Origin of the sequence: Alloalcanivorax sp. C16-2 (genome assembly GCF_046507615.1) — a bacterium.
In the GTDB taxonomy this organism is placed as follows: Bacteria; Pseudomonadota; Gammaproteobacteria; order Pseudomonadales; family Alcanivoracaceae; genus Alloalcanivorax; species Alloalcanivorax marinus_A.
On record NZ_JBKFTL010000001.1, the window covers coordinates 43,665 to 58,820 of the forward strand.

At 66.9% G+C, this 15,156-nt stretch carries 15 protein-coding genes; 12 read left to right on the forward strand and 3 right to left on the reverse strand.

Annotation, left to right across the window (positions count from 1 at the left end):
* Positions 1 to 124: 124 nt before the first annotated feature.
* A complete protein-coding gene (locus ACLD02_RS00195; protein ID WP_410297650.1) occupies positions 125 to 856 on the reverse strand; it encodes a CerR family C-terminal domain-containing protein in 732 nt (243 codons plus the stop codon).
* A gap of 101 nt (positions 857 to 957) precedes the next feature.
* Between ACLD02_RS00195 and ACLD02_RS00200 the strand changes: the two genes are divergently transcribed.
* From ACLD02_RS00200 to trmB, 11 genes are all read left to right on the forward strand, one after another.
* A complete protein-coding gene (locus ACLD02_RS00200) occupies positions 958 to 2,481 on the forward strand; it encodes an efflux transporter outer membrane subunit (protein WP_410297651.1) in 1,524 nt (507 codons plus the stop codon).
* Between the two features lie 16 nt (positions 2,482 to 2,497).
* A complete protein-coding gene (locus ACLD02_RS00205; protein ID WP_410297652.1) occupies positions 2,498 to 3,736 on the forward strand; it encodes an efflux RND transporter periplasmic adaptor subunit in 1,239 nt (412 codons plus the stop codon).
* Positions 3,737 to 3,762: 26 nt separating this feature from the next.
* Entirely contained in the window at positions 3,763 to 5,346 is a 1,584-nt protein-coding gene (locus tag ACLD02_RS00210) for a DHA2 family efflux MFS transporter permease subunit (RefSeq protein ID WP_410297653.1), read from the forward strand.
* 244 nt (positions 5,347 to 5,590) lie between these two features.
* Positions 5,591 to 6,805: a signal recognition particle-docking protein FtsY gene (ftsY, locus tag ACLD02_RS00215; RefSeq protein ID WP_410297654.1), complete on the forward strand. Its 1,215-nt coding sequence runs from the start codon at positions 5,591 to 5,593 to the stop codon at positions 6,803 to 6,805.
* A 97-nt stretch (positions 6,806 to 6,902) separates the two neighbouring features.
* Positions 6,903 to 7,634 (forward strand): cell division ATP-binding protein FtsE, encoded by a 732-nt coding sequence (gene ftsE, locus ACLD02_RS00220; protein WP_203105520.1) that lies wholly within the window; start codon positions 6,903 to 6,905, stop codon positions 7,632 to 7,634.
* Entirely contained in the window at positions 7,624 to 8,613 is a 990-nt protein-coding gene (gene ftsX, locus ACLD02_RS00225; RefSeq protein WP_338015239.1) for a permease-like cell division protein FtsX, read from the forward strand. Before ftsE ends, ftsX begins: the two co-directional genes overlap by 11 nt.
* A gap of 227 nt (positions 8,614 to 8,840) precedes the next feature.
* Entirely contained in the window at positions 8,841 to 9,707 is an 867-nt protein-coding gene (rpoH, locus tag ACLD02_RS00230) for an RNA polymerase sigma factor RpoH (protein WP_203105518.1), read from the forward strand.
* Positions 9,708 to 9,849: 142 nt separating this feature from the next.
* Positions 9,850 to 10,218, forward strand: a complete 369-nt coding sequence (locus tag ACLD02_RS00235) for a DUF423 domain-containing protein (RefSeq protein WP_410297655.1) — start codon at positions 9,850 to 9,852, stop codon at positions 10,216 to 10,218.
* A 28-nt stretch (positions 10,219 to 10,246) separates the two neighbouring features.
* Positions 10,247 to 10,447 (forward strand): sulfur carrier protein ThiS, encoded by a 201-nt coding sequence (gene thiS, locus ACLD02_RS00240; RefSeq protein WP_203105516.1) that lies wholly within the window; start codon positions 10,247 to 10,249, stop codon positions 10,445 to 10,447.
* A 173-nt stretch (positions 10,448 to 10,620) separates the two neighbouring features.
* Entirely contained in the window at positions 10,621 to 11,397 is a 777-nt protein-coding gene (locus tag ACLD02_RS00245; protein WP_410297656.1) for a thiazole synthase, read from the forward strand.
* Between the two features lie 224 nt (positions 11,398 to 11,621).
* Positions 11,622 to 12,344, forward strand: coding sequence for a tRNA (guanosine(46)-N7)-methyltransferase TrmB (trmB, locus tag ACLD02_RS00250; RefSeq protein WP_203105514.1), 723 nt, complete (start codon positions 11,622 to 11,624; stop codon positions 12,342 to 12,344).
* Positions 12,345 to 12,379: 35 nt separating this feature from the next.
* Here trmB and ACLD02_RS00255 read toward each other — a convergent pair whose 3' ends face one another.
* Both ACLD02_RS00255 and ACLD02_RS00260 read right to left on the reverse strand, forming a co-directional pair.
* Complete coding sequence (locus ACLD02_RS00255) at positions 12,380 to 12,982, reverse strand: outer membrane beta-barrel protein (protein WP_203105513.1); 603 nt, start codon at positions 12,980 to 12,982, stop codon at positions 12,380 to 12,382.
* A gap of 177 nt (positions 12,983 to 13,159) precedes the next feature.
* A complete protein-coding gene (locus tag ACLD02_RS00260) occupies positions 13,160 to 14,488 on the reverse strand; it encodes an MFS transporter (protein ID WP_410297657.1) in 1,329 nt (442 codons plus the stop codon).
* 102 nt (positions 14,489 to 14,590) lie between these two features.
* Here ACLD02_RS00260 and ACLD02_RS00265 point away from each other — a divergent pair, with 102 nt between their 5' ends.
* Positions 14,591 to 15,106, forward strand: coding sequence for a hypothetical protein (locus ACLD02_RS00265; protein WP_203105511.1), 516 nt, complete (start codon positions 14,591 to 14,593; stop codon positions 15,104 to 15,106).
* Positions 15,107 to 15,156: the final 50 nt, after the last annotated feature.

Below are 15,156 nucleotides of genomic sequence, written 5' to 3' on the forward strand. Positions count from 1 at the left end.
TCCTCTGAACGACCGGGGTCAGGGAACCGGCGATTATGATGGTTAGCCCCCGCCGACGCGAGCCGTCGGCGGCCATAACCGGGTAGGACTGATCGGACGCCGGGAAGGTTCCGGCGCCGGGGGCTCAGAGCACCGGCGGTTCGAAGAGAGGAAACTGACGCAGCAGGGTTTCACGCACCACCCGGGCGATGCGCGCCAGGTGATCGTCTTCCAGGCGCTTCACCCCCAGGCGCCGGATCAGCGTGGTGCGGTGCACGCCGAACACGATGGCCTCACCGTACAACGCCTGCACTTCGATGATCACATCCGGATCGGTTTCCGGTTTGCCGCGCAACGGCCCCACCAGACGCGCCATCAACTCGTGCACCGGCTGGATCAGTTCGTCGTACAGGATGTCCATGGCGGCGGTGGGCTGCATCTGCTCGCGCAGCAGAAAGTAGCCGATCTCGTACTTGTCGCGCTGAGCAAGAATCTTCTCGAGCAGGGCGCCGACCAGCAACGCCACGTCCTCGCGGGCCCGGGCCAGGTCGGTGACGCCATCGGCGTGGCGATCACGCACTTCCACCACGGCGTGCTCCATGGCTGGACGCACGGTTTCCACGATGCGCCAGGCCACCGCCCGATAGAGCCCTTCCTTGGACTGGAAGTGGTAGGGGATGGCGGCCAGATTGGCCTTGGCGGCGTTGGCCAGGGCCCGGGTACTGACCGCGTCGAAGCCCTGGCGGCTGAACAGGCGCAGGCCGGCGTCGACCAGCCGCTTGCGGGTAGCTTCGCTGCGCGCGGATTCGCTGCGGGCATGCCCTGTGGAGGAGGCGGATTCAGGGCCCGTCGCGGGCCCGGTGCCGGGCTTGGCCATGCTGGGTTCCGGTGGCATGAAAAGGCCAATATTAATTCAATCGATTGATTTTGTCATTGGACTGTTCAAGAATGTTGCCCGACTTCATCGGGAGGCGTTTCATGCCCAGTTCCCTTATCCCCGTTCGCCGCTGGCGGCGCCCCACGCTGGTCGCGCTGATGGCGCTGACGCTGGGCGCCTGCGCGGTGGGCCCGGACTTCCAATCGCCGGCGGACAAGCTGGCCGAGGATTACCAGGTGCGCGCGCCGGTCGGCGAGACCGCCCGCACCGACGGCCCCGGCGGCGGCGCCCAGAGATTCACCGAGGGCGCGCCCATCGCCGCCGACTGGTACCGGCTGTTCGGATCCCCGGCGCTGGACGCGTTGATCCGCCAGGCCATGGAGAACAGCCCGTCGCTGCGCGCCAGCCAGGCCAGCCTGCGCCAGGCCGCCCATCAGCTGGAGGCGGTGTCCGGCTCCGACCTGCCCGACCTGGATCTGTCCGGCGGCGCCACCCGCCAGCGCTCCAACGGCGCGCGGATCGGCCAGGACAATCCCATGTTCAACAACGTCTTCAACCTCTACGAGGCAAGGCTGGCGTTGAGCTATGACCTGGATCTGTTCCACGCCTCGGACCGGGAAACCGAAGCCCAGGTGGCCCAGGTGGCATACGCACAAAACCTGCTGCGCGGCAGCATGCTGACCCTGGTGGACAATGTGGTGGTGACCACGGTGCGGCTGGCCGCCCTGCGCGACCGGCTCGCCGCCAGCGAGACCATCGTGCGCCTGCAGCGCGATCAGGCGGAACTGCTGAGCGAGCAGGAACAGGCCGGCTCCGTGGCCTACGCCGACGTGCTGCGCGCCCGCGCGCAACTGGCCGACAGCCAGGCGCAACTGCCCACCCTGCGCCACGATCTGGCCACCACCGAACATGCCCTGGCACGGCTGGTGGGCGCCGACCCGTCCACCTTCCGGGCGCCGCCGCTGTCACTGGCGGACCTGAACCTGCCGGCGGAGTTGCCGGTCAGCCTGCCCTCCGAACTGGTGCGCCAGCGTCCCGATATCCTGGCGGCGGAAGAACAGCTGCACGCCGCCAACGCCCGGGTGGGCCTGGCCACCGCGCGGCTCTATCCCAACCTGAATCTCACCGCCAGCCTGGGCTCCGTGGCCAACCACGGCGACGCCCTGTTCGAACCCGCCGCCAAGGTCTGGAGCCTGGGCGCCGATCTCACCGCGCCGCTGTTCCACGGCGGCACCCTGCGCGCCAACAAAAAAGCCGCCCAGGCCGCCTGGGAAGCGGAGTACGCCCACTATCGGGACACCGTGCTGGGCGCCTTCGTGCAGGTGGCCGACGTGCTCGACGCCATCCAGCGCGACGCCGACGGCCTCAATGCCCGCGATCACTCCCTGGAAGCCAACCGCGACAGCCTGGCGCTGGTGCGCAAGCAGTACCGGGCCGGCGCCGCCGGCTATCTGGACGTGCTCAGCGCCGAGCAACGCTACAACCAGGCGCTGTTGTCGCGCATCGACGCGGTGCGCCAACGCTACGTGAACACCGCCGCGCTCTACCACGCCCTGGGCGGCGGCTGGTGGAGCGCCACCCCCGAACGGAACGACCGGACGGCCGCCGCGCCGACCGCCCCCTGAACGCCGGAGACCTTTCATGGCCGAGCACGACACCTCCACCCACCCGGACCACACCGCGCCTCAACCGTCCGGCGACAGCCCCACCAACAATGACAGCCCCGCCGACAACAACGGCGGCAAACGCAAACGCCTGCTTCTGATTCTCGCCCTGGTGGTGGTGATCGCCGCCGCCGGCTACCTGGCCTACTGGCTGCTGTGGGGGCGCTTCCACATCACCACCGAGGACGCCTACGTGGGTGGCAACGTGGTCAGCGTCTCGCCCCAGGTGAACGGCACCGTGGTATCGATCCACGCCGAGGACACCGACCGGGTGGCCGCCGGCGACCTGCTGGTCACCCTGGATGACACCGACGCCCGCGTGGCCCTGGAACAGGCCAAGGCCAACCTGGCGCAGACCGTGCGCGAGGTGCGCCGGCTGTTCGACCAGGCCGACCAGCTCAACGCCACCGTGACCCTGCGCAAGGCCTCCCTGGAGCAGGCCCGCCGCGACTATCAGCGGGCCCGGGAGCTCAAGCAGGTGCGCGGCATCTCCACCCAGGACTTCCAGCACGCGGAGACCGAGCTGGAAACCGCCCGCGCCTCCTATCAGGAAGCCCGCCATCAACTGGCCGCCAGCCGCGCCGCGGTGGCCGGCACCAGCCTGGAGGATCATCCGCAGGTGCTGCGCGCGGAAGCGGACCTGCGCCAGGCCTGGCTGCGCCTGCAACGCACCCGCATTCTGGCGCCCACCGACGGCTACGTGGCCCAGCGCGGCGTGCAGGTGGGCCAGGAGGTGCAGCCCGGCGGCAAGCTGATGGCGGTGGTGCCCCTGGACCAGGTGTGGGTGGACGCCAACTACAAGGAAACCGAGCTCACCCATGTGCGCATCGGCCAGCCGGTGGAACTGACCGCCGACCTGTACGGCGACGACCACGTCTACCACGGCAAGGTGGCCGGGCTGGCCGCCGGCACCGGCAACGCCTTCGCGCTGCTGCCGGCGCAGAACGCCACCGGCAACTGGATCAAGGTGGTGCAGCGGGTGCCGGTGCGCATCCGCCTGGACGGCGACGACCTGCGCGATTTCCCGCTGCGGGTGGGGCTGTCCATGGAAGTCACCGTGGAAACCCGGGACCGGGACGGCCGCACCCTGGCCGAGGCGCCGGTGTCCGGCGCCCGCTTCGAGACCGACGTGTACCGGCGCGACCAGAGCGAGGTGGACGCGCTGATCGCCGACATCGTGGCCGCCAACCGGGGCGGCGATGACCGTGCCTCCTGAGTCCCGCGTCCACCAGGAGAACCGTCATGGCCGTTGATTCCGTCCGCGCCGGCACCCCGGGGGCGCGCAAGAACGTGAGCCCCTGGGTGATCGCCCCGGTGGTAGCCATCGCCGCCTTCATGGAGGTGCTCGACATCTCCATCGCCAACGTGGCCCTGCTGCACATCGCCGGCGGGCTGTCCGCCACCCAGGATGAAGCCACCTGGGTGCTTACTTCCTACACCGTGACCAACGCGGTGGTGCTGCCGATCAGCGGCTGGCTGTCCAACGTACTCGGCCGCAAGCGCTTCTTCATGATCTGCATCGCCGGCTTCACGCTCACCTCCCTGGCCTGCGGGCTGGCGCCCACCCTGGGCACGCTGATCCTGTTCCGCTGCTTGCAGGGCATCACCGGCGGCGGCCTGCAGCCGGTGTCCCAGGCGATCCTGTCGGACGCCTTTCCGCCGGCCAAGCGCGGCATGGCCTTCGCCATGTACGGCATCGCCGTGGTGTTCGCGCCGGCCATCGGGCCCACCCTGGGCGGCTGGATCACCGACCATTTCTCCTGGCGCTGGGTGTTTCTGATCAACCTGCCGGTGGGGCTGATTCTGATTCCGCTGGTGCAGGCGCTGATCCGCGACCCGGATTACATGAAGGAAGCCCGCCATAAGCGTGGCGGCAAACGGCCCCGGGTGGATCTGATCGGCTTCAGCCTGCTGGTGGTGGGCCTGGGCGCCCTGCAGATCATGCTCGATCGGGGCCAGCAGGACGACTGGTGGCATTCCGGCTTTATTCTGGCCATGACCTGCCTGGCGGCGGTGGGGCTGATCGCCTTCCTGATCTGGGAGTGGTACGACAAGGACCCGATCGTCGATGTGCACCTGTTCCGCAACCGCAACTTCGCGGTGGCCAACCTGTTCATGATGATCCTGGGCTTCGTGCTGCTGGCCAGCACCGCGGTGCTGCCGCTCTATGTGCAGGAACTGATGGGCTACACCGCCACCCAGGCGGGCCTGGTACTGACCCCCGGCGGCATCGCCATCATCTGCCTGATGCCTCTGGTGGGGCGGCTGGTGGGCAAGGTGCAGACCCGCTACCTGATCGGCTTCGGCTTCCTGGTCAGCGGCATCGGGCTGTACACCATGACCGGCTTCAGTCTGGAGGCGGACTACAACACCATCATGCTGGCCCGGGTGCTGCAGGCCTCGGCGCTGGGTTTCCTGTTCATTCCGATCAGCACCGCCGCCTACGACGGCCTGCCCATGGAGAAATCCAACGACGCCTCGGCGATCATCAATCTGGCCCGCAACCTGGGCGGCAGCATCGGCATCTCGCTGGCCACCACCCTGCTGGCCCGGCGCAGCCAGTTCCATCAGTCGCGGCTGGCGGAGGAGATCACCCCCTACAACCCGGCCTACCAGGACCAGATTCATCAAATCGGCCAGGCCACCGGCGCCGGCGACCTGGCCAGCCACGGTATGCTGTATCAGGACCTGCTCAACCAGGCCAGCATGCTGGGCTACCTGGACGTGTTCAAATTCATGGCGATTCTGTTCCTGTGCATGGTGCCGCTGGTGTTCATCATCCGCCGTGGCGTGGCCGGCCAGGGGGCGCCGGCCGGGGCGCATTGAGGGCGCCGGGCGCCGGACGCTGGACGCTGGACGCTGGACGCTGGACGCTAAACCCTGGTCTGAAGGGAGCGGTTTGTTTACTGCAAGGCCTTTCAGGAAACACGCCAATGATCCCAGCACCGGGTTTGGCGTCTGGCGTCTGGCGTCCGGCGTCCAGCGTCCGGCGTCCGCCGGCGTTTTTTGCCCGCCCCCATGGTGGTAGCATACCGACCGCCCCGCATTCGACCCCACAGGACCCGACCCGATGAACGACGACGCCCGCGACGACGATCGCAACGAGGAAGCGCAGAAAGGCGGCTTCTTCTCGCGCATGTTCCGGCGCAAGCCCGAGGACAAGCCGGAGCCGGAGCCGTCCAGCGACCGGGCGGAGCCCGATAGCGACACGCCGGCGGAACCCGGGTCACCGGAACCGGCCCCCGCCGAGCCCGCGTCCTCCGAGCCGGCCCCGCCGGAACCGGTGCGCGCCGAACCGGCCACCCCGCCGGCGCCCGTCGAGCAGCCCGCCCCCGCCCCGGAGTCCGCCGGCGAAGGCGGCGGCTTCTGGTCGCGCATGAAGCAGGGCATGAGCAAGACCAGCAAGAACCTGGGCAAGGGCCTGGCGGACCTGCTGGTGGGCGCCAAGGAGATCGACGACGAGATCTTCGAGGAGATCGAGACCCAGTTGCTGGTGGCGGACGTGGGCGTGGAGGCCACCGACACCATCATCGGCAACCTCACCGAGCGGGTCGGTCGCCAGGAGCTGGTTGACGCCGACGCCCTCTATGAAGCCCTGCAGGAAGAACTGCGCAATCTGCTGGTGCCGGTGGACCGCCCGCTGGAAATCGACACCTCGAAAAAGCCCTATGTGATTCTGATGGTGGGCGTGAACGGGGTCGGCAAGACCACCACCATCGGCAAGCTGGCGTGCCGCTTCAAGGCCGAGGGCCGCGGCGTGATGCTGGCCGCCGGTGACACCTTCCGCGCCGCCGCCGTGGAGCAATTGCAGGTGTGGGGTGAGCGCAACGACATTCCGGTGGTGGCCCAGCACACCGGCGCGGACTCCGCCAGCGTGGTCTATGACGCGGTGCAGGCGGCCCAGTCGCGGGGCGCCGACGTGCTGATCGCCGACACCGCCGGGCGCCTGCACACCCGCGGCAACCTGATGGAAGAGCTCTCCAAGGTCACCCGGGTGATGAAGAAGCTGTCCCCGGAGGCCCCCCACGAGGTGCTGCTGGTGCTGGACGCCGGCACCGGCCAGAACGCCATCAACCAGGCCGAGGAGTTCCGCGATACCGCCGGTGTGACCGGGTTGGTGCTCACCAAACTCGACGGCACCGCCAAAGGCGGTATCCTGTTCGCTCTGGCCAAACGCACCGGGCTGCCGATCCGCTTTATCGGCGTGGGGGAACGCCTGGAGGACCTGCGCCCGTTCAACGCCGAGGAGTTCGTGCAGGCGCTGTTCGAGGACGTCACCGCGTAACGCTTGCATACACCGCGCTGACACGCACCACGCTTTCAAGCGTGCCAGCGTGAAGCGTGTTAGCGTGCAAGCCGTCGAGCAAAGCGAGACTCTATTCATGATCAAGTTCGACCGGGTGGGCAAACGCTACCCGAACGGCAAGGACGCCCTGCGGCAGGTCAGCTTTGAACTGCCCGCCGGGCAATTGACCTTCCTGACCGGGCATTCCGGGGCGGGCAAGTCCACCTTGCTGAAGCTGATCATGATGATCGAGCGCCCCACCCAGGGTCAGGTGTTCGTGGAAGGCCAGAACCTGACCGGCGTGGGCAGCCGCCACATTCCCTTCCTGCGCCGCAAGATCGGCATGGTGCACCAGAACCATCAGCTGCTGTTCGACCGCAGCGTGTTCGACAACGTGGCCCTGCCGCTGGTAATCGCCGGCTTCGCCCGCGCCGACATCGGCAAGCGGGTGCGCGCCGCCCTGGACAAGGTCGGCCTGCTGGACAAGGAAAAACTCAACCCGATCATGCTGTCCGGCGGTGAACAGCAGCGCATCGGCATCGCCCGGGCGGTGGTCAACAAGCCGCCGTTGCTGCTCGCCGACGAGCCCACCGGCAACCTGGACCCGGCGCTGAGCGCGGAGATCATGGATCTGTTCCATGATTTCGCCCGGGTCGGCGTGGCGGTGCTCATCGCCACCCACGATCTGTCGCTGATCGCCCGCTACCGGCACCGGCTGCTGACCCTGCGCGAGGGCCGGCTGATTCACGATGGCGAGGAAGCGGCCTCCCAGCGCGACCAGGACCTGGCGCTCTACGCCGGCATCCGGGAGGACCGCCGTGGCCCGTAATACCCGTCCTCCCCGCCAGCGGCGGCCCGCCGGGGCGCGCAGCACGCGCACTTCCCTGGGTGACCAGTTCACCGCCTGGCGCCACCATCACCGGGATTCCCTGACCGACGCCCTGGCCCGCATGCGCGCCGCGCCCACCAGCACCCTGATGACGGTGTTGGTGATCGCCATCGCCCTGGCGCTGCCCGCCGGCCTGGCGGTGTTGATGGACAACGCCCGCGCCCTGACCCGGGGCTGGGACGGCCAGGCGCACCTGTCCGTGTTCCTGCAACTGGATACCGGCGAGGAGCGCCAGCGCGCCCTGGCGCGGGAATGGGACGGCTTCGATACCGTGGCGCGTACCGAGGTGATCACCCGCGAGCAGGCCCTGGACGAATTCAAAACGCTGTCCGGCTTCGGCGATGTGCTCGAGGCCCTGCCGGACAACCCGCTGCCGCCGCTGATCGTGGTCTACCCGGCGGATGTGGCGCCCGGCCAGATCGAGGCCCTGCAACGGCGCCTCAACGGCCTGCCGGAAGTGGACAACGCCCAGCTCGACGTGGCCTGGGTGCGGCGCCTGCACGCTATTATCGAGCTGGGCGACCGGATGATCAGCGTGCTCACCCTGGGCCTGGCCCTGGCGGTGGTCCTGGTGGTGGTGAACACCGTTCGGCTGGCCATCGAAAGCCGCCGCGAGGAGATCGTGGTGATCAAGATCGTCGGCGGCACCGACGGCTTCGTGCGGCGCCCCTTCCTGTACAGCGGCTTCTGCGTGGGTTTCGCCGGAGGCCTGCTGGCGCTGATCCTGGTCAGCCTGGCCCTATGGTGGCTGGGCGGCCCCATCGACGAGTTGCTGAGGCTGTACGATAGCGAGCACTCGCTAACCGGCATGGCCGCCTCCAGCGGCCTGGTACTGCCGCTATTCAGCGGCACCCTGGGGCTGCTCGGCGCCTGGCTGGCGGTGAGCCGGCATCTGGGCGACATCGAACCGCAGTTCTAGGGCCTGTTTTTCCTTTCTTTACCCCACGCCGACGCCGGGTTCCCTAAAGTGGGGAATTCACGGCGGGCAACGGCGTCTATATTGATGCACGTCACCACGGCGTCACCGACCCCGTCGCAGGCTGATAGCAGCCATTGAAGGTTTGAATGACGGGGAACTATCCCGGCTATTAGCACTCATATAAACCGAGTGCTAATATCGAGCCCATCCAATCAGGGAGAAGGGACATGACCACCCAACAACTGCAAAAGGCGCAAGCGTTACCGCTGGCGGTGCCGGGCGACGACCTCGACGCCTACATCCGCGCGGTCAACTCCGTGCCGGTGCTCAGCGTCGAGGAAGAGCGGCAGCTGGCGGAGCGGTTGTACTTCCAGGATGACCTGGACGCCGCCCGCAATATGGTGCTGGCGCATCTCCGGTTCGTTGTTCATATCGCCCGCAGCTACACCGGCTACGGGCTGCCCCTGGGCGATCTGATCCAGGAAGGCAATGTGGGCCTGATGAAGGCCGTCAAACGCTTCGATCCCAACAAAGGCGTGCGCCTGGTGAGCTTCGCGGTGCACTGGATCAAGGCGGAAATCCACGAATACGTGATCAAGAACTGGCGCATCGTGAAGGTGGCCACCACCAAGGCCCAGCGCAAGCTGTTCTTCAACCTGCGCGGCCAGAAAAAACGCCTGGGCCGGTTGACCACCGAGGAAGCCCAGCGGGTCGCCGATGATCTGGGCGTGACCGCCGCCCAGGTGAAGGAAATGGAAGGCCGACTGGGCGCTTTCGACGCCAGTTTCGACGGCCCCACCAGCGACGACGAGGACAATGCGATCCCGTCACCGGCGGCCTACCTGCACAGCGACAACAGCGACCCGGCGGATCTGGTGGCCGAGGAAGATCACCAGCAACGTAGCTCCCGCCAGCTGGGTTCCGCCATCCTGACCCTGGACGACCGCAGCCGCGACATCCTTGAGCGCCGCTGGCTGGCCGACCAGAAAGCCACGCTCCAGGAGCTGGCCGACGAATACGGCGTCTCCGCGGAGCGGATTCGCCAGCTTGAGAACAACGCGCTGAAGAAACTGCGCAACGCCATCGCCGCTTGAGGCGGCGACGGCGCGCGGAACCCCTTCGCCCCGGCACCCACCGCCGGGGCTTTTTTATGGTCCTCCACGCGGTTGAAGAGCCCCCGTCGCATCCCAATTTCCAGTACAATCGGGTCTCCACGGATCAACCACGCCGGTGACCATGAAATACCTCCTTTTCCTGGGCGCTCTGAATGGCGCTCTGGCGGTCACGCTCGGGGCCTTCGGCGCCCACGGGCTGAAAAACCGCGTCGACGCGGCCATGCTCGACATCTGGTCGACGGCCAGCCAATACCATTTCTACCATGCCCTGGCGATCCTGCTGGTGGGCGTGCTGGCCCGCCAGCTCGGCGCCAGCCTGCTTACCGCCGGCTGGATTCTGTTCGCCGGCATGCTGGTGTTCAGCGGCAGCCTCTATGTGCTGGTGCTCAGTGGCCAGAAATGGCTCGGCGCGGTCACCCCGCTGGGCGGCGTGGCGCTGATCATCGGCTGGCTGTGGCTGGCCTGGTCGCTGTGGCGCGCCCACGGCTGACACCCACTTACGGATAGCGAGCACCACCATGACTTCCCTGACCGTAAACGGCGACCCGCTGACCCTGGACGGCACCACCGTCGCGGACCTGGTGGCCCAGCTGCAGTTGCAGGGCCGCCGGCTGGCGGTGGAGGTGAACCGCGACATCGTGCCCAAGAGCGAGCACGGCCAACACCCGCTCCGCGACGGCGACGTGGTGGAGATCGTACACGCCATCGGGGGTGGGTAAATCGCGCCTACGGCGCGATTTACGACCGGACAGGACGTCCGGGCCGGGCGTTCAGACCGGCACGGCGCCGCGCCAGGGATGGCGGGCACGGCGCCAAAGAATGGTACGCGGAAGAGCCGCCAGGAATGGCGGAAATCAGCCCGAACCCTGTTTCACCAACGCTGGAACCCATCATGTCCGACCCGCTTCACATCGCAGGCAAAACCTACCAGTCCCGGCTGCTGATCGGCACCGGCAAATACAAGGACTTCGAGGAAACCCGCCAGGCCGTGGAGGCCAGCGGCGCGGAAATCGTCACCGTGGCGGTGCGCCGCACCAACCTGGGCCAGGAGCCCGGCGAGCCCAACCTGCTCGACTTCGTCACCCCGGACAAATACACCATCCTGCCCAACACCGCCGGCTGCTTTAATGCCGAGGACGCGGTGCGCACCTGCAAGCTGGCCCGGGAACTGCTCGACGGCCACAAACTGGTGAAGCTGGAAGTGCTCGGCGACCAGAAGACCCTGTACCCGAACATCGCCCATACCGTGCGGGCCGCCCAACAACTGGTGGACGACGGCTTCGACGTGATGGTCTACACCAACGACGATCCGATCGTCGCCAAGGAGCTGGAGGACATGGGCTGCGTGTCGGTGATGCCCCTGGGCTCACTGATCGGCTCCGGCCTGGGCGTGCTCAACCCGCACAACCTGCTGTTGATCATGGAAGAGGCCAAGGTCCCGATCCTGGTGGACGCCGGCGTGGGCACCCCCAGCGACGCCACCCTGGCCATGGAGCTGGGCTGCGATGGCATCCTGATGAACTCCGCCATCGCCCATGCCCGTAACCCGGTGCTCATGGCCAGCGCCATGAAGAAGGCCGTCGAGGCCGGTCGCGAGGGCTTCCTGGCCGGGCGCATGCCCAAACGGGTATTCGCCAACCCGTCCTCGCCCTCCGAAGGCCTGATTTAACGCGCTTACACGCAACACGCTGGCACGCTGGCACGCTAAACCCGTGCCTGAAAGCCCTCAGTGTTTCCTGACACCTCAGGAAACATGCCAAACACTCCAGGCGCGGGTTTAGCGTGTTGCGTGCCAGCGTGTTGCGTGTAAGCGTGTTTGCGTGCCAGCGTGCTGCGTGTAAGCGCGCCCCCCATCCCTTATACTCTGCCCCGCCAACCGCCACCGTAATCGCCATGCTCGATTTTCTGCACCAGGACAAGGACCCGGAAACCGGCAAGGTGATGCGCCGGGTGCGCAGCTTCGTGCTGCGCGAGGGCAGGCTCACCGACGGGCAGCGTCGGGCCCTGGACACCCTGTGGCCGCGCTTCGGCCTGGAACGGGGGCAGGGCATGCTGGACCCGGACGCGGTGTTCGGTCGCGACGCGCCACGGGTGCTGGAAATCGGCTACGGCATGGGCCGCTCCCTGGCGGACATGGCGGAGACCGACCCGGACAAGGATTTCATCGGCATCGAGGTGCACCGGCCCGGTGTCGGCGCCCTGCTGATGGAAATCGAGCAGCGCGGGCTCACCAACCTGCGCAGCTACTGCGACGACGCGGTGGATATTCTCAAACTGTGCATTCCGGACGGCAGCCTGGAGCGGGTGCAGCTGTATTTCCCCGACCCCTGGCACAAGAAGAAGCACCATAAGCGGCGCATCGTGCAACCGGACTGGGTGGCGCTGGTGGGCCGCAAGCTACGCCCCGGCGGCGTGCTGCACATGGCCACGGACTGGGAAAACTACGCGGAACACATGATGGAAGTAATGGCGGGCACCGACGGCTTCAAGAACCAGGCCGGCGCCGGCCAGTTCGCGCCTCGGCCGGCTTGGCGCCCGGAAACCAAGTTCGAGCGCCGTGGCGCCGGCCTCGGCCACGGGGTGTGGGATTTGCTGTTCGAACGAACGGCGCCGTAGCGAGGGCCACGGCGCCGTATCAGGCGGCGGGGTGCCTAGAAGCGGTATTCAAGACCCACGGCGAGGCTGTCGTATTCCAGGTCCTCGCTGACGTCATCCGCCTCGAACGCATAGCGGCTGTAGGACGCGGTGACACCGGCCTGCTCACTCAACAACCAGGCCGCGCGCACGCCGTAAAAGAAGTCACGGGCATCGTCGTCCATGCTGTCCGAGCCACCCGGCCCCCTGAGCCGGAACGTGATGTCCGCGTTCTGGATACCCAGGGTGCCGCCGACCAGGAACGAGGGTGTCACCGGGAACATGGCATCGGCGGCCACATAAAAACCGTCCGCTTCCACCTCGAATTTACCGATGCCGCCCTCGATATCGGCCTCCGCGTCCCCGAATTTCCGGTAACCGAAACGGAAAGTGAACATCTCGTTGGCGGCCAGGCCGACATACACATCCCCGCCCATTTCCGCATCCGGCGAACTTATCCGGACCGACGTCCCGCCCACCGCGTCGTCAAGAAAATCATCGGCGTTACTCTGGTCGCGGGTTACCGCCGCACCCACCAGAAATCCGGAATCCGCCTGGGCGGCAAGGGGCAGAATAGTCAGGCTGGACACAGCGGCGGCAAGAAGAAATTGTTTTTTCACGGGTTCCCTCCGATATTAATGTTATTGAATAAGAGCGGGACACTTTACCCAAAAAAGTTATAAAAGGTAAATCGTGATGCACCTTCCTGGTGCTCTCCGCCCGGATCGACATTGGCTTGGAGGGGCCTGTAGGAGCGACTTCAGCCGCGATCAACGGCGTGGTCCGCTGTACCGTGCTCAAACCTCTCTCAGGCGCCAGGACCAGAAAGTGCCGAGGGCGCCCATCAGCCCCAGGAACACCAGCGCCCACTGGGCGCCGACCAGGGACACACCGGTGCTGACCGCTCCCACCGCCAGCAGCAGCACGCCGATAACGGTGTTGCTCACCGCCGTGTAATCGGTGCGCTTGGTGCCGCCGGCCATGTCCACCAGGTAGGTCTTGCGGCCAATGCGCACGCCGGAGTGCGCCACGGAAAGCACGAAGAAGGCCACCGGATAGAACCCACCCAGCCACGACCGCTCCGGGGCGAACAACGCCACGGTGGCCACCGCCAGGCACACCAGGGCCGCCAGACCGCCACCGCGCATCATCACCTGGCGGCTGGAAGCGTCGGCCATGTAGCCCCAGAGCGTGGCGCTGAGGGTGCTGGCCAGGCTGGAGGCCACCAGGAAACCACCCAGCAACGCGGCGCCCTGACCACGCTCCTGGGCCAATACCACCAGAAAGGGGGAACCCAGGGCCGAGGCCATGAGCAAGGCCCGGGCGATCACGAAATTCCGGAACGGCGCGTCGGTCACCAGCAGGTTGAGGCTGCCCAGGGCCTCGCGCAGCGCATGGCCGCCACCGGCGGTTTCGCCCTTGAACTCATCGACGCGGGCGAACACCGCCGCCGCCAGCCACCAGGCCAGGCCCGCGGCCACCAGCAGCAGGGAATAGAACCGCAACCCGGGCTCGCTGTCCTGGCCAAACAGAAACAACCCCACCGCCAGAGTGGCCAACCCGGAGAACGTGGAGGCCAGGCCGGTGAGCCGGCCACGCCGGGACTTGGGAATGCATTTACCCTGCACGTCCTTCATGGCCACGGAGCAAAAGCCGCGGCCCAGGCTGAAAATCACCAGCAGCCCGACGATGGCCAGCCCGGCGGCGAGACCTTCCCAGTGCCATACCGCCAGCGCCATGCCCAGCACGCACACCCCCTGGATCACCGAGCCGAGAACCCAGAAGCCCTTGCGCACCGGATGGCGACGCACCCAGGCGCCGATCACCAGTTGCGGAATCAGCGAGCCGGATTCACGGATCGGCACCAGAGCCCCGGCCAGGGCGGCGGGGGCGCCCACCGCGCCGATCAGCCAGGCCAGCACGGTTTTCGGGTTGATCAGCAGATCGCCGATCTTGGAGAGCACGTTGGCCAGAATGAGCCTGAAGAAATTGCCGGGCACCTCCCGGCAGGCCTCCTCGCTGATGTCGGTGCAGGTGCGCGCGTCCTCATCGTTCGCCACCAGCGTGTAAAGGCGGTCCAGCGCGGCCTGGTCATGGTCGCCGCTGGCGCTCCGCGGTTGGTTCATGGTGTCCCCTTAACGTTTTTTAACCCTCGTTTACCCCTTGTTTACGCACCCCGGGAGTAGCATGAAACACAGGAGATCAGAGCACTCAGGGAGAGTAACACTATGTACAGAGTGTATTATCTCGTCCGCAGTCTCGATCAGGTAAAGGTCGCCCTGAACGGCCTGAAGCGCGCCGATATCGGCGCCAACCGCGTGCATGTGATGGCCCGCGACAACGGCGAACTGGTCGCCGAGGGTATCCACGCCACCACCCCCTGGGAAGACACCAACATCATGACCACCGGCTTCTATGGCGCCCTGATCGGCGCCGGCATCGGCCTGTTGGTGGGCGGAGCGTTGGCGGCCATCGACCCCTGGGGCGTGCCCATCGGCTTCTTCGGGGTAGTATTGAGCGTCCTGTTCTTTGCTGCCCACGGCGCCTGGGCCGGCGGCCTGCGCGGCATTTCCCACTGCAGCTACCATCTGAAACCTTATCTCAAGGACATCCGCCGGGGGCGTTATCTGATTCTGGTGGATGTGGACCGCGAGGAACAACGGGCCCGGGTGCACCGGGTGCTGGACCGCAGCCTGTACGCCGACCGGCAGGACGACGAGGGCTCCTACAGCCCGCTGTTCTGAACCGCGCGCGGCTGAAAAAGGTCCGTCGCTTTCTAGCGGGAACGGTGGCC